The organism is Pseudomonas poae (assembly GCA_028869255.1).
Classification (GTDB): domain Bacteria; phylum Pseudomonadota; class Gammaproteobacteria; order Pseudomonadales; family Pseudomonadaceae; genus Aquipseudomonas; species Aquipseudomonas poae_C.
On record CP110972.1, the window covers coordinates 2449335 to 2462536 of the forward strand.

12 protein-coding genes are annotated in these 13202 nt (G+C 52.8%); 4 read left to right on the plus strand and 8 right to left on the minus strand.

Translation table 11 applies throughout. The features are described from left to right. Positions 1-83 precede the first annotated feature (83 nt). The gene (locus LRS56_11295; protein ID WDU64983.1) at positions 84-833 is read left to right on the plus strand and encodes a glucose 1-dehydrogenase; all 750 of its coding nucleotides are present in this window, start codon (positions 84-86) and stop codon (positions 831-833) included. A gap of 510 nt (positions 834-1343) precedes the next feature. Continuing rightward, entirely contained in the window at positions 1344-2645 is a 1302-nt protein-coding gene (locus tag LRS56_11300; GenBank protein WDU64984.1) for a hypothetical protein, read from the plus strand. Between the two features lie 436 nt (positions 2646-3081). On the opposite strand, the gene LRS56_11305 is transcribed toward LRS56_11300, so the two are convergent. Further along, positions 3082-3693: a hypothetical protein gene (locus LRS56_11305; protein WDU64985.1), complete on the minus strand. Its 612-nt coding sequence runs from the start codon at positions 3691-3693 to the stop codon at positions 3082-3084. Here LRS56_11305 and LRS56_11310 point away from each other — a divergent pair. After that, positions 3692-4777, plus strand: a complete 1086-nt coding sequence (locus LRS56_11310) for a hypothetical protein (GenBank protein ID WDU64986.1) — start codon at positions 3692-3694, stop codon at positions 4775-4777. The genes LRS56_11305 and LRS56_11310 overlap by 2 nt on opposite strands. 128 nt (positions 4778-4905) lie before the next feature. Here the strand turns inward: LRS56_11310 and LRS56_11315 are convergent, their stop codons facing one another. The 5 genes from LRS56_11315 to LRS56_11335 form a co-directional block, all read right to left on the minus strand. Further along, positions 4906-5517, minus strand: coding sequence for a hypothetical protein (locus tag LRS56_11315; GenBank protein ID WDU64987.1), 612 nt, complete (start codon positions 5515-5517; stop codon positions 4906-4908). 174 nt (positions 5518-5691) lie between these two features. Next, a complete protein-coding gene (locus LRS56_11320; GenBank protein WDU64988.1) occupies positions 5692-5910 on the minus strand; it encodes a DUF2384 domain-containing protein in 219 nt (72 codons plus the stop codon). A 307-nt stretch (positions 5911-6217) separates the two neighbouring features. After that, a complete protein-coding gene (locus LRS56_11325; GenBank protein WDU64989.1) occupies positions 6218-6646 on the minus strand; it encodes a hypothetical protein in 429 nt (142 codons plus the stop codon). 235 nt (positions 6647-6881) lie between these two features. Continuing rightward, positions 6882-7538, minus strand: a complete 657-nt coding sequence (locus tag LRS56_11330) for a hypothetical protein (GenBank protein WDU64990.1) — start codon at positions 7536-7538, stop codon at positions 6882-6884. A 245-nt stretch (positions 7539-7783) separates the two neighbouring features. After that, complete coding sequence (locus LRS56_11335; GenBank protein ID WDU64991.1) at positions 7784-8851, minus strand: protein kinase; 1068 nt, start codon at positions 8849-8851, stop codon at positions 7784-7786. A gap of 572 nt (positions 8852-9423) precedes the next feature. Between LRS56_11335 and LRS56_11340 the strand changes: the two genes are divergently transcribed. Beyond that, on the plus strand, positions 9424-10716 hold the full coding sequence (locus LRS56_11340) for a hypothetical protein (GenBank protein ID WDU64992.1): 1293 nt from the start codon (positions 9424-9426) through the stop codon (positions 10714-10716). A gap of 97 nt (positions 10717-10813) precedes the next feature. Here the strand turns inward: LRS56_11340 and LRS56_11345 are convergent, their stop codons facing one another. Continuing rightward, the gene (locus LRS56_11345; protein ID WDU64993.1) at positions 10814-12031 is read right to left on the minus strand and encodes a hypothetical protein; all 1218 of its coding nucleotides are present in this window, start codon (positions 12029-12031) and stop codon (positions 10814-10816) included. A gap of 325 nt (positions 12032-12356) precedes the next feature. Further along, complete coding sequence (locus LRS56_11350) at positions 12357-13184, minus strand: N-acyl homoserine lactonase family protein (GenBank protein WDU64994.1); 828 nt, start codon at positions 13182-13184, stop codon at positions 12357-12359. Positions 13185-13202: the final 18 nt, after the last annotated feature.

A 13202-nucleotide genomic window follows, 5' to 3' on the forward strand; every position in this document is an offset into this window, starting at 1 on the left:
GGTACTTACTTAAAGGTGCATACTATTCAAAATAATAGCGTAGATCTACAGTTGGGCTTCAACATTATTCATTGGAGTTCACCATGAGCAGGCTCAACGGCAAAATCGCAGTGGTTACCGGCGGCAACAGCGGCATCGGCTTGGCAACCGCCATTCGCTTTGCAGCTGAAGGCGCGCAGGTAGTCATCGTAGGACGTCGGCAGGAAGAACTGAATAAGGCGTTGCAGCTGATTGGCCCTGAAGCCATCGCCATCCAGGGGGACATTTCAAACCTGGACGACCTGGAGCGCATCTTTACTCAGGTCAAGGCCGCCAAGGGCCGGGTTGACGTGTTGTTCGCCAATGCGGGCCTGGGGGATTTCCAGCCGATCGGAGCGATCACCGAGGAATCGTTTGACCGTACCTTCGGCATCAACGTCAAGGGCACATTGTTCACCGTACAAAAAGCCTTGCCACTGATGAGCGCCGGCAGCTCAGTGATCCTCACCGGTTCGACCACAGGCACAATGGGCACACCGGCATTCAGCGTGTACAGCGCCACCAAAGCCGCACTGCGTAATTTCGCCAGGAGCTGGGCGCTGGATCTGAAAGGCACCGGCATTCGCGTCAACGTACTTTCGCCCGGGCCGATCTCGACTCCGGGTCTGGACCTGGCGTTGTCCGGCACAGGCCAGAAGGAAGCGATCATCGATGACATGACGGCGCAGATTCCGTTGGGTCGCATTGGCAAGCCTGAAGAAGTTGCAGCGGCGGCGTTGTTCCTGGCGTCGGATGAAAGCAGCTTCATGACCGGCAGCGAACTGTTTGTGGATGGAGGGTTTGCTCAGGTTTGAGCCAGACAGGGGTTTTGCCTGTTGAAATCTGGCTGGCACTGCCCCTGGTTACGTAATACGGTATTGCGCATAATGTATATTATGTTAAATCATGTAGTATGCCGAAGTGGGCTCTCGTCATGTCTGTCTCCACTAACCTACGCAGCCGATTCCACAAACCCCCGTAATCCTTGCAAATCAGCATCCATGGCACCCAGAGCTCAAGCATTTTGTCATCTCCCGTTTCTCAAACCCGCGAAGCACTATCAGTATTCACCGCCGCCCAATTCATTCCTATACCGCTTTCCCATCACGACGCTGGTGAACTAATGACCTAAACATCTTCACCAAAACGGTGACCATCACCAACTTAGCTACCACTACATGTCACTGATCAGGTCACGCACTGCCGAACTAAATTCACGCTATAGATACAGCATCTATTTCCCTTTCATTTTTCTTTGCTAACCTGAAGCCAACTTCAAACCGACCCCGAATACCTCAACGAGATTGTAGCTCGTGGGAGCGCTTATGGCGGTGCCGTTCACTCCATTCCCTATTTTCGCGCCGTATGAACATTGGAAGCCTGTTGGCGCAACCGATGTTCCGGAAAACCTAGCCGTCCGACGTAGACTCGACGACGTCGATCCAGCCTGCCAGGCGTACATGAGCATCCTGTACTGCTCGCATTTCCTGGAATATTCATCACACCGGTGGGCCCCAGCTTGGGCCAAGTCTCTCTATACCCAGACTTGCCGATTCCTCGAGCAGATGCTGAATTGGAGCTTTAATGCTGGCATTTCACTCTTGGCCTGGGAGACGCCGCATTTCCTGCAGTTTCTCGAATTTCTATGCTATCCCCCGATTTCATGGTGTTCAGCATCGTCACACACCAAATACGGAGGGACTGCAGGACAGGCCTTCAAAACCCGGCCCATCAATGATCGATGGAAGCTCTTTTACCGACATATTGACAGTGCGGGTGCTGCCAAGCCTACCCGCAGAGACATGCAGCGGTGCGCTAAGATCGTGAGGGATTTCTTCGATTTCTACATCTCGGATATCACCCCCGAAACTTTCTCCGACAATCGCTCGGCAAATTTTTCGGACACCGGCTCATCAGCCCGTTCTGTAGAGAAAGCTCCAACGACAGCCAGAAATACCGCCAAAAACGACGCTATAAATAGCCACACAGGCAATGCTTCACCTTCCCAGCTCAGAGTGAACTGCGCCCAAGCCGCCCCGACGGGTCTCTTCAAAACCTTGGCTCAAAGCCGGCCATTAGTGACCCACGAGCCTCACGAGCTGGATTGGGCATTCCAGCAACTGGTGGACGGTACCGTTCCGATATTACGGTCAGAGCAGATACTCTTCTACATGGCAATTGCCCGATTTTCCCGTATAAAAATTTCGCATGTACATTCCTTGAGCCAGTTTCAAAGGAACTCAGACAGTGGCTGGACTTTCGAGAACGGGCTGCCATCTGGGGCTGTAATGGAACTTACCTCCGAATTTTCGGCTCATCTGGAGCGTTACCTCGGATGGTACTCAATTGATCTTTGTGAACCATTGCCAGTACTGCCGGCTTTCCCTTCGAATGACGGCAGCATCAGTTATGCGACTGATACGCTCAAGTCGCACCTCAAACAATTTCGCAAACGGCTGGCAAGTGCGGCTAGCGTTTGTGCTGACTCGGCGATCGCGAGAGCGGAAACTAATTTCGCAGGCATGACATTCACCACGATTCGACGATCGACAATATTTACTTGGAAGACCTATGGGGCAGAGTTCGTTGCTCAGCGTCGTCGCGAATGGGTCAAACGTTCCAGGTAGTCACTGGTTGAATCTTCATGAGAGATCGCCAGATATGGCTTCGCTGCCTTCAATTGGCGTGGCTCTAAGAGCACGGCTGTCGTGAATCAAGCCGCCCGCTGGGCGCGCGTCTTGACCCTGGCGGGCTTACATCCTCACGCCTGCGCGCTCCGCTTACGATCGCCATCAAGGGAAATCTTTGCCTGGGTCAGATGTGCTACAACCAGCCGGCGACTTGGCTGCCTCGGCTGATTGCAGATTGCAGATTGCTGAGGGCACGGCGGATTGGGTAGTAGTATTCCCTGGCCCACAGCACCCGATTCAGCAGGAGTTGTTGGTTAACGCCGGTCTGTCTGATCTTTTCGGTTCACAGGGCGTTCCTCAGAGCGTCGGTGATACTCAGTGGTTGGCGGCGGCGGTGTCTTGTTTTCCTGATTCTTGGGTTTCTGATCGTTACTCATGCAAATAGCTCCTTGCCGATGTTTATTGCTGCCAACAGTGACAACGCCCAGGCGGCGTAGACCATCTCGTTGTAGGCAAAATCTAGAGGTATGGATTTCTCGTCGATGGCTGACTTCAATTTTTCCAACGTATCTATGTAGCAGTTGTAGACATGCTGCTGGTGATCTGATGCATCAGCCGCTTTAAGCCATTCTACAGTCGTACGACTGGATGGTAGCGTTGGGCAGTCTCGAATCCTCAAGGCGCTCAGGGCATGGCCCCACGAGCACACCACACAGAAAGCTGCAGCGAAAAAGCACCCAAGCGCAATGAAGTCCCACGGGCCGTTGAGAGTGAAGAGCACCCTCCCCTTGGCGCTGACGAGTGCCGTCAATGCGGCGATTACCACCGAAACAGCGGTCAGGAACTTAGCGCATTTGTTTTCGAAGTGATCGAACCGGGCTTGCTCGTCCTTGTAACGATCTTTCAGGTAAGCCAGGGTGTCGTCCATGAAGGTGTCCGTCTGGCCGTCTTCAATTTGGAGGCGGCGGGTCTCAAAAATACTGGTCAAGCGAAGCGCGGATAAGCCAAGCTGCCACTTCAACGCCATGGGGTTGGGGGAAGTCATGAGCTCAAATCACTATCGCAGTTTATTGCGTGGCCACCAGCAGCGAATCGCTCGCCTGAGAGAGTCACACTCGCGAAAAATCCATGAAGCGGCGAAGCATGGTGAATCCGCACGAAAGGCCGCGGTGGAGGCAACCCGGGCTCAGTCTGCTTCGACCGCCAAAACAAAGCAACAGCAGGCTCAACGGTACGACGGTCAAAGAACCAAGGCCGAGACAGATGCTGCAAAAATCATCGCAGAGATTAACCGCGAGATGGTTCGCCTCACTGCCGATCAGCAGCGACTAGACAAGGCCCTGGAACGTGAGCAGATTAACGAAGCTCGTAAGCTCAAGGCTGAGCAGGCACGTCTTCAACGGAAAACCCTCCAGGGAGCCCAAGCGCAGAGTCGCCAGCTCGGTTCTCTTCAAGTTGGTCTCGCCCACCAGGTGGCTCGGGCAGAAGAGCTTGAACGCGAGTTAGCAAAGCTTCAGGAACTGCCTGAGCAAATCCAGATTCTGTTCTTCGGTGCTGATCCCGGCCGTAAATCTCAGAAAGCGTTGGATCTGCAAAACGAGATTCGTCAGGTGAACGCCCATATTCGCGCCTCGAAACACCGCGACGCCCTAAAAGTTGATTCGCACTGGGCAGTGCAAGCTGAAGACATACTTCAAGCTCTGGATGAAAGCGAGCCCGCTGTCATCCACTTTAGTGGGCATGGCACCCCTGGTGGACACCTAGTGGTGGAGACACCTACTGGTGAGCCTCACGTGGTTCCCTTACAAGGGATGCTGCGCGCGGTGGTCGGAAGCAAAAGGTACCTAAAAGTCGCTGTATTCAACTGCTGCCACTCCCATGAATTGGCGGAACAATGTTCCAAGCACATTCTTGCCGCTATTGGCATGGATGGCGCTATCGCCGATGTCGCAGCAAAAGACTTCGCGGCGCGATTCTATGCGTCGATCGGCTTCGGACAGGGCGTTCTCCAGGCATTTGATAGGGCCGTCACGCAGCTAGAGATGAAGTACCCTGGTGAGGCTCATATCCCTCAACTCTATGTGAATCCGCTGGCGGGTGAAGGCGATCTGACGCTGGTCAAGCCCTGATGCGGCAAATTCTGATAATCACAAGGAGCCAGCACCATAAAAGGAGTGCTTCGGCTCCTGTAAAGAAGGCGACCGGTACAGCAAGGAATTTTCGCGCAATGCCTGAGCAGGCATGTAGGCCCCAGGCATTACAAGCCAAGATCTCGTGCGAATAGCTTGCAGCGAAGGGCATCTGTTACCAGCCCATCTTTAACGAGTTTTTCCAGTAACGCGTAAGTAAAATCGACCCATGAAGCGACTGAGTGATTCCAGGTCGTGTCAGGAGTCCAGATGAAAGCCTGTCGATCAAGTTGTGCTTTCAGATGTGCAAGCGTTCTTATTGCTACAGCGCCCTTCCCTTCAAGGATCTCCGCTGGTTGAGCAAATGCTGGTGAGGGTGACCTTAAGGCCCTTCGTAGGTGATCGTGATAACTTAGCGTCGAGGTGAATTTTTCCAGAATAACTTCGAACATCGAAGATATATCTTTCACTGAGTACGCTAAGCTCGCCGCCCGCCAGATTAAATTCACCTGTTCAATGTCAAACCCGTGCTCTAGCGAGGATTCTTGCACCCTGGAATAGAGGCTACGAACCTCAAGAGGGATGCCCGTGCCAGCCGGCTTGTAAGCATTTTTTGCCTGATTGACATCCGTCCTCTTCCATTTCTGCTTATTATCTACAGCAGCGGAAAGTGATACGATTTGACGCATTTCGGCAACGGTGAATTTGCGGCTTTGATTCTGCCTAAACCCCGACTTCATCTCACACCCTCACGTCAATTTAGGTGGGTGTAAACCAGTTTTCCATACTGTAAACCTTCGTGGTTTACAGTATAAAAAGCAGGTTTACATCATTAGGGGTGTGGCTGACTTGCCAGCCCTGAGGTGAATCACGCTCGACATCTGACACGCCTCTAAAGCGCTGCTTGACGACAATCAGGCCACAAACCCATGCTCCAAGCGCCTGATGTACTCAATGGCCGTATCAGTTTCGAGCCTTTTTGTGACCATGGCCTCTGGAGCTTTGCCGCCAAACGCTTTCAGCGGGCCCGACATCCAGCGCCGAGCTGCATCAAGATCGCCGCCGAACAGACCCGTTGCTGCATCGAGCACTTCTGAATAGCGGGCGCGTTGATCAGGGGGCAAATTGCTCATTGAGAGATTCCGTCTGGGTTAGCAGCCCTCCGTCGAAGGCTGATTTGCTTGGATGATTGCCTTGGCTCTGGGCCCGCATACGAGTTGGCCTGAGCGGTATTTCAAATGCCTTGCCAAACTGTTTGCCCAGGGCGAAGTCAGGGATAGTGCACTATGTAACGGTCTGTGAGCCGCGTTTCGTACCCCCTTGGTTAGGCACCGCGTCGAACCGGCCACTGCGGACGTGCAGCCCCCGCGGAGATGCTGCTGCCCGCCACAACCATTCGGCCAAGGGCCAGGACGCGACGGCTTTGGGAACTCAATTTACTCAAGGAGTCAGCCCGATCTCCTTGAGAGCTTTTAATGCCTCAGCGTCTTCGACTCGAGATATGTCCGAGCGCGTCCAATTCCAAATCTCTGCCTTGAAGATTTCGCTTGACCGGAAAGGCATCGTAGAAATGGCATCAAGCATGCCAACCCGGGAGTTTTGATAACGATCAACGTCGTCCAACTGCAAAAAATAGCAGTTGCTGCATGTTGAAAACTCGATCCTAGCTGACGCGCGAAGGTGTAGGTGTTCATGTAATAACGCCAAGGCGAAGCCTGAGCATCGAACAGCGTCCATAGCAACCACGAAACGATTAGGGCAAAGAGGCACATCATGCCGAGCCGCCCGTTCGTAGCGCTCCCATGAAAGCTGCCCCTCATCCAGGTCGATCTCGCCTGCCTGCCTTACGACTTCCCCAGTATGTTCCATGCTTCACCGTCTCAGTCTGCCTAAGGATCAGGGTACACCCGATTCTCTTCGATCGCCTCTCCCAAGGTGCCTACCGGGCAATGATGGTCTGCCAGCTACGGTTAGCCATACGGAAACGTTCTCCGATTGTCGCTGTAACCTCGCGACATGCCTCCATGGAGACTGAAATGTATATCCGTTGGCATGCCGACTATTGACCTACAAAACGAGTCGAAAAGGTAAAATCTTGAAAAATTCAAAGGTTCAGGGTCGGCTCTTTCTTTATTAGTTCCTTACCCTTTCGCTTGTCCGCGGGAAGCAAACCAATCAGTTCATTATGGCATACTCTATTCTGCTCCATGGATTGCGACACTGCTTCATGCAAGTCCTTGGTCATAGAGTCAAGCTTAGCTATCCAAGCGGAACCAATAAGTGTATTCGCCTCAGGCTTAGAGAGCTTTTGCGCAGAACCTTTTTTAATAAGAAAACTTTGTAGCTCACGATATTCGATGTCTCTAATACGCGAAACCGATAGTGCGGACTTTGCAACCCATTCAGCATGAATAAGGCTTTCGATCAGCTCACCATGATTCCTACCGAGACTCGCAAACAAACCTGGGAGGTCTTGCTCTAGTGATGATGACATGGAAATATCAACAACATTCACCTGAAACCATTCCAACTTCACGCCATCTTCAGTTATTTTTCCTTTAATCTTTGAACATATCTGGGAGTAGTGCTTGCAGAGCATAGCCGCCCGCAAAATAACTGCCTCACGATCCGCTTCCCGCTGCTTGTCCTCGCGCCTTTCTTGCCAGTGCGTAGCACCGCGGGCACCCGCGTAAGCACCGGCGAGGGCCGAGAAGAATGCGATGCCGCAGTTTATGATTAGGTCGGGCGTTTCCAAGCTCATTTAACTGAGTCCATTTTCAAAGCCACATCATGCCATACCACTGGTTTCTAGCCTATCTGCGGGCCGCCATATTCTCATGCTGCATGGCCCAGCTAGGGCGGGATCGCCACTAACGAGAGGTCACTACCGAACGCGCGCGATTTTGACCGGAGGCTCAAGCTACCGCACCGCATATCGACTGTGCCGGGGTAACGAAGTAGAAAGCTTGTCCTCAAGAGCGCCAAGGCAGCGAGGAAAATGGATCGCTATCCGAATCGACTTTGAAGCCGCTTCCACTTATTCGCAAGGTAGGGCCACTCCTCCTCTAGCGAACCACGTGAGGCGTTACTGTCAAAATACTTTATAAGGTAGTTTAGTTGATCGTGAGCCTTTTCACATCGGCTTTTTATAAGGTCGAGAGTTAATTCTCTAACATCAAGCATGCTCGGCCTGCAGCTAGGCTCAATTGAAAGCATTTTTTCGATCACTATCTTTATGTCTATATCAATCTCAACTGGCGCACTAAGGGGGCAATTGCGGGCTATCCATTTTTTCCAACTTTGTGAGCGCGTCCATTTCGAAGGCTGCCCTAATAAAGGAGTTGGCCACACTTCAGCCGTGCGGATGCCGGCTGGATGAAAACCGCCGGTCAGCAGCTCATGAAAAATGACGCCAAGTGCAAATACATCGGTTTTTTCGGAGAGCATGGATTTTTGCCATTGCTCTGGTGCCATGTATGGTCTTGACCCATCGAATACCGGTGGGGTATTCATGAACGCGTTCGCGAGACCAAAATCGGCAATCATTGCCACTTGATAGATATCAAGATCCGGCAGCCCAGTGATAACCGTTTCAAAATCACGCACAAAGATGTTGGCCGGTTTCAAGTCTTGGTGAGCTGTAAGCCCACGATCATAGCAATGGATTAAACCAGAGCAACAATAGACGATTAGTGACAGCTGCCGGATATCACTGCGTCCCGACATATAACCGCATAAGTCACCGTCCCAATATCGGAACAGCGCTACTGGAACACCCAAGACTTCGCGCATATCGAAGCACCAGTGCACAAATGTGTGGTGGGAGAAATGAAGCTGGAGAGCCAGCTCGCAGAGAAAACGCCTGTTCATTTCCCCAACAGAGACAGTCTCGTGCTTACGAGGCACTTTGGCGCATACATAGCGAGGATTGACTGCCTCTCCTTGATCCAAGACGAAGATGACACCACACAAACCGTTCAGGCGCTTGACTACCACCCCGCGATTGCCCAGCGTGACCGCCATCATCAACTCTTGCTCGTCGTCACTGAGGTCGTAAAAAGACGGGAGTTGCATAAGTACTGTGCTCCATCCGTAGAGATATTCAACCAGACTTAGGTTTCCCATCAATCGGCGAGCGATGAGTCCCAAGATGGTCTAGCTTACCTGGAATGTAATTGAAGATTTTGCCAAGCGTTCAGCCTACCTAGGCGGCCAACAGCTTGCACTCCTAAGCTGTGAGATCCATGCGCGGATTGCCCCCGGCACCAACGATACCGGAAGTTTGGTCAGCCCAGCCCAGGTGGCCTCCCCCAGCCGAGAAACCAGGGAAGCACTTCGGTAATACCGCCGTAAAAAAATGTAGTGTGATGCAACACCATTGCGACGGAAGCACAGTTCTAAAAAGAGGCGCCTCACGCTTAGCAGTCGAAAGATTCTTCTAGGGACAAAAAGGTAGCGGCATGCGCAAAAACCTCGCGGATTAGCATGGACTCACCACCCAGTTGCCAGCCTTCTGGCACATGTCTCAGAGGCGGGAGTTATCTATCAACATACTTGATCGCTGGAAGCCAAGAGATGGATGCAGGATTCGTAGATCTCGACATATTACTCACCCGCATTCGACACCCCCAGTCGAAAGTCTATTTTTGGATGCCATCAAGGCCTACAAGGCAGGGGCATTGCGGGGGGCATTGACCTCTGCCTGGGTCGCCCTGGCATATGACCTGATTACCAAATATCGGGAGCTAAGCGCCTTGGGCGACACCGCCGCAGCCGCTTTCCTACAGACGTGGGACAACGCAACCAATACTGGTGATATCAGCAAGCTGCTCCTGCTGGAACGAACGATCCTGGAACACGCTACGGGTACCACGCAGGTGCTGAATCAAATCGCTCGCAAACACCTAGAACGCCTTCGAGATGATCGAAATCTGTGTGCTCACCCTGCATTCTCCGCCGAGGCAGAGCTGTTCGAACCGTCCGCCGAACTAGTTCGGCTTCATCTCGTAAATACGGTCGATCTGGTTCTGGCCCAAGAGCCTCTGCAAGGCAAAGCAATTTCGGATCTCTTCGACGTCGATGTTCAGTCGCCAGGCTTCCCTATGAGCCACTTCCGCATCCTTGACTATGTTGAGCAGCGATACTTGGCGCGCGTTCGGCATCAAAACGTCCGCAATTTCGCTACGGTGCTTGCAAAGTCACTTCTCAGAGGTGTTCCACCACAATGGGAAACGCTTCATCACAAAATCATTTCGTCATTGGTCGCGGTGAGGGATCGAGCGCCTCATGCTTGGCCGGAAATCTCTCAGGTAATCACAAACCTACTGGACAATGGCGAGCCGGCAGCACGTGCCCGTAGTGTGGCCTTCATCGCATGTTTTCCTGATTTTTGGCAGCGCATCCAACATCCGACCCAAACTGCGCTGGTGGAAACCGTGAATAACACTCTCGGCCCCGACATCCAAGACTATCGAATCCTTGCGGGGGTCGCGCTTCCTCAGTTCCGCGCGTCACTGGCGGCCCTTATAGGCGGTCTCACGCATCAGCAACTCGCCGCCGCGATCGCATTTCGCCCCCTTGGAGAGTTATGGCCGAGGGCTTTGGAAGCCTATGCGAGATCGGCTAGTTGGAGGGGCTCAGAAGATAAATTCAGAGGCATGGTCATGCCGTTTGCAGGGTTTCTTGACAGGCAGCAGCAGGACGATTTACTCGAATCGATTATGCAGAATGACCAGAACTGGCACGCGATGGAGACTGATACGCTGTTGCTCGCACTACTGCGTAACACGCCGCACGCCAACCTACCTACAGCGGCAGCGCGGGATCGTTTCCATCAATTTGCTCACCGCAGGGGAGTTCTTCAGAAGTATGAAGAAGTTTTCGCACTCCTTCAGGTCGACGGCTGGAATCCGCCACCTGCGACTGATGACGAGGAATGAACGTACCCTGTCTCACACCGGTTTTGAGCGCTGGCCCATGTCGGCTCTTCCTCAAGCTACGTTGGCTCTGATGTCGATTGCGGACGCCCGAGCCTTCTCAGCGCTTGGCCAGGTGTTTAGGCTGCGGCCACGCCGGTGCTGATGATTTGCCACCAGCCCAACGGCTTGCCAGATTCCTTGGTGTATAGAACCAAGCCGCCTGGTAGCTTTTGATGTCTGATAAACCAGTGAGAAAAGCCCTGTCTTCGGTAACGACAAGCGCTCGCAGTTTGAGGAAGCGATAGAGGTCGAAATCGATGCCATCGTTGCGCTTCTGATCATTGTCCGGGTCATACCCGTTTTTTGTCTGTTGCATACGCGCGAACTGTCTCCAGCAGTACACCAGCTCGAGATGGCTTCGCATATTCTCGGTGAATTCACCGGAGTCGCTGACTTGAAAGGACTTCATAAATCCTTCGCTGATCTGAGGCCCAATTACCTTCCAGCTGAGTCGTTCATCCATCCACTCTGCCCAGGCTATTTCCGGATCACAATCGGAAGCCGACACGTGGGCCTTTTGCATCTCATAGGCATAGTGAAGATCCAGGATACCGGGCAGGTTTGCCGGGTCGATCGACCGGAGCGCCTCAGCAATCCTCTCAATCACAGCAGCAGGGATTGGCTGAAATGCAGCAATGAACTCCTCATTGATAGGCACCGACAGCGTGCGGAGGGTATCTAACGTCTTCAGAGCCTGTTCAACGCGCATCCCCATGAATCCCATTAATAAGCCTGCCCCATCCAGCCCGCGGAGGATGTCTAACTGCGCTCGCTTGACCGCTCGAATCGAGTCTACACCGTGCTGCCAACCCTTTAGCATTGATCGCCATTCAGCACGTGCTGCTTCCAGCAAGGATTCCGCAGATTTGGGTATGTATCCATTCTGAGTGCAGCGAAGCAGCTCATCCCATGCTTGTTGGGAAAGTACGCGACATTCCTCTTCGTTCCATGAGGTCGAATTGAGCTGACTCATCCCTAGCACGTCGCTTCGTCCCAGAATGACCGGAAAATCTAGGTTGAGAAATCGAGATAACCGTGAGCACATGCGTTCGAACTCGCCGACTGAAAGCTGCCCGTTGCGGCGTTGGTTTATGAGCTCTGCAAAGGTGCCATCGGCAAGGGAAAATGAATAACCCTCGAGGGACATTTCTTCGAACGTGGAAGCCCAGTCAGGGCAATTGACTTCATGGGCAAGCTCGCGAACAGGCGAGGTATCCAGGACGACCATGATTTGGCGATCGTCGATAATCAGGCGAAATGGGATAGCAGTAGTCATTAGTATTCCTGATTGTCTGGCAGCTTTTTCAGCTTGCCGTGATTTGCGTCTTCTCTCAATCAGTGGCGGTTGCTGTCTCTACCCAGGAGCTGATCGGGACGCCCTAGCCCTCCTCCCCTGACCGCTTTTTGGCCACAAATTGTCATATGAGTAGTGCTGGATCAAACAGATGATCACATCATTCAGCACTCTCAGTGCCCTTTTAGACTTGCAACACCCAGGTCAGCACATCCCTACTATCTGGCTGAACATTTCCACATGTGTGCCCGCAGCTCACGCTGCGGGCACACTGCGTGCGAATGGAGATGCCCGTCTTGTCAAAGCCTCATTCGGCGCCTGTCGGGAATTTTGGTAGCTTGTTTATATCCCCTACCTCATGACCAATGATGAGTTCTGCGTTCAGATTTTTGACAATTTGGCTCAGTCTATCTTGAGACGCCAAGGTTTCCGCGCGATCGGTGTTGAATGTAGGCACAGCTCGCATAGGAACTGAGGCTGCGAAATGCCAAAGATCTCCTGACAAGACGACATTTCGATCGTGAAGGCGTACCAGCAAAGAATGATGGCCTGGAGTGTGCCCTGGTGTCTTCAGCATCACAACGCTGCCGTCACCAAAAATGTCCAGGTCGCCGTCGACCTCCGTCACTTTCGCGCTCCCTGACAGCCAGTGGGTGAACTGGCTCCGATCAAGATTTTCGTCCTGCTTTTGCGACCGAACAACCGCCATATCACTTGCGCCGATCAGCAGGCGCGCGTTCGGGAAGCTAGCGAGCTGCCCTGCGTGATCGAAATGATAATGGCTGAGCGCGACCGTTGAGATCATAGCGGGCGTCACCTTGAGCTCAGCAAGTTGGGTGACCAACGACTGCTCGATCCGTGGCCTGATACCGGTGCCACCTTGGTCTTTTCCGAGGTCTGACAGCGGAAGACCTGTATCCCATAACATCCATGTTTTGTCATGACGGATCAGATAGCAGCTATCCACAAAATGCCTAGGCTTGCTGGCATAGCCAAAGGTGTCGGAAAAGGAGCTCATGTCCGACAACTCTATCGTCCCGCAGTCCAGGCGCCATAGTTTAACGGGCTCTGCATAGGCCGCTAAACTCCAGCCACAAACTGCGGCAGCTGCGATTAAGTATTTCCAAAATTTCATAAAAAGACCCCATCAAAA

Coding starts and splice junctions, on each gene's coding strand:
- LRS56_11295 (WDU64983.1), top strand. CDS start 84: ATGAGCAGGCTCAACGGCAAAATCGCAGTGGTTACCGGCGGCAACAGC.
- LRS56_11300 (WDU64984.1), top strand. CDS start 1,344: ATGGCGGTGCCGTTCACTCCATTCCCTATTTTCGCGCCGTATGAACAT.
- LRS56_11310 (WDU64986.1), top strand. CDS start 3,692: ATGAGCTCAAATCACTATCGCAGTTTATTGCGTGGCCACCAGCAGCGA.
- LRS56_11305 (WDU64985.1), bottom strand. CDS start 3,693: ATGACTTCCCCCAACCCCATGGCGTTGAAGTGGCAGCTTGGCTTATCC.
- LRS56_11315 (WDU64987.1), bottom strand. CDS start 5,517: ATGAAGTCGGGGTTTAGGCAGAATCAAAGCCGCAAATTCACCGTTGCC.
- LRS56_11320 (WDU64988.1), bottom strand. CDS start 5,910: ATGAGCAATTTGCCCCCTGATCAACGCGCCCGCTATTCAGAAGTGCTC.
- LRS56_11325 (WDU64989.1), bottom strand. CDS start 6,646: ATGGAACATACTGGGGAAGTCGTAAGGCAGGCAGGCGAGATCGACCTG.
- LRS56_11330 (WDU64990.1), bottom strand. CDS start 7,538: ATGAGCTTGGAAACGCCCGACCTAATCATAAACTGCGGCATCGCATTC.
- LRS56_11335 (WDU64991.1), bottom strand. CDS start 8,851: ATGCAACTCCCGTCTTTTTACGACCTCAGTGACGACGAGCAAGAGTTG.
- LRS56_11345 (WDU64993.1), bottom strand. CDS start 12,031: ATGACTACTGCTATCCCATTTCGCCTGATTATCGACGATCGCCAAATC.
- LRS56_11350 (WDU64994.1), bottom strand. CDS start 13,184: ATGAAATTTTGGAAATACTTAATCGCAGCTGCCGCAGTTTGTGGCTGG.